This is a genomic window from Nonomuraea sp. NPDC005983 (assembly GCF_040614375.1).
Lineage (GTDB): Bacteria > Actinomycetota > Actinomycetes > Streptosporangiales > Streptosporangiaceae > Nonomuraea.
Map to the genome: position 1 here is coordinate 1 of NZ_JBEXUP010000300.1, position 1,269 is coordinate 1,269.

2 protein-coding genes are annotated in these 1,269 nt (G+C 73.9%); both read right to left on the reverse strand.

Annotated features, from left to right (window positions below; genetic code table 11):
• Positions 1 to 927 (reverse strand): glycosyltransferase family 39 protein (locus ABZ297_RS46835; RefSeq protein WP_355361108.1); only part of this gene is annotated, 927 nt, incomplete at its 3' end.
• Between the two features lie 81 nt (positions 928 to 1,008).
• Positions 1,009 to 1,269, reverse strand: a 261-nt coding sequence (locus ABZ297_RS46840; RefSeq protein ID WP_355361111.1) for a hypothetical protein, incomplete at its 5' end; no start/stop codon positions are given.

Consider the following 1,269-nt stretch of genomic DNA (forward strand, 5'->3'; position numbering starts at 1 on the left):
CCCGGCCGCCTCCACGCCCACGCAGCCCGCCGTGAACAGCAGCAGGATCAGCCCCGCCGTGTAGTCGAACCGGCCGCCGCCGGCCAGCGTCAGCACGGCCGCCGCCGGGTAGGCCACGGCCAGCGCCCGCACCCGCCTGTCACGCCAGAGCCGCACCCAGCCGAACCCTCCGATCACCGCCACGACCGGCCCGAACAGCAGCACCTGCATCGGGACGAACAGCACCCGCAGCTCGCCGCCCTTGTTCTCGCTGAGCGCCGAGGCCATCTTCAGCTGCGGCCAGTCGTGCGTGACCTGGTAGAGCAGGTTCGGGACGGCCAGCGCCGCCGCGATCGCCGCGCCCGCCCACAGCCACGGGCTGAGCAGCACCCGGCGCGGCCCCGCGGCCAGCAGCCCGATCGCCAGGCCGAGCAGCAGCATCACGATGAGGTGCTTGTTGTAGGTGGCCAGCCCGCACACCGTGCCGACCGCGAGCCACCAGCGGGGCTGCTCGCGCAGCAGCGCCTTGAGCATGAACAGGATGGCCGCCGCCCAGATCGGCAGGTCGAAGCTGAGCGTCAGTAGGGTGTGCCCGGCGATCAGGGTGTAGACGCCCGTCGCGACGCCCAGCATGGCGAGCACCTGCGCCACCCGTCCGCCGCCCAGCTCGCGCGCGATCAGCGCGATGAGCACCACCAGCCCCGCCACGGCGAGCGCGGGGAACACCCTGAGCGCCGTGACCGTGTCGCCGAACAGCGCGACGGCCAGTCTCGCCAGGGTCGGGGTCAGCGGCGGCTGGTCGACGTAGCCCCAGGCCGGATGGCCGGACAGGAATCGGAAGTACAGCTCGTCGCGGTGGTAGCCGTACTCGGGGCTGAGCACGAGCAGGACCCCGGCCAGCACGACCGCGATCACCGTGGCCCAGCGCCACGCCAGAGGCCGCTCCATGCTCGCTAAAGCTAGATCCTTTGGGGGCTTTTGTCAGGAGCTGCGCGGAGTCGATCGCGCCGGGCTCGCCAGGGCCTCCTGTCAGGAGTAGCGGGCGGCGATCCGCTCGGCGTCCCTTTCGGCCAGCGCGAGTGCGGACTTGCACAGGTCAGGGGCGTCCTGGCCGGCGGGGGTGACGAGGCCGTGCATGGTGGTGGAGATCTCGGCGAACGCCGCCGCCGTCGATATCCGCTCAGGGCGGCGCGCGGTGCCCGCACGCCGTGGCCGCCCGGGGCCGCGCCGCGGCCGCGGGGGCCCGCGCGCCCCGCGGGGCCGCGGCGCGCGCGGAGCGGAGGTCGAACC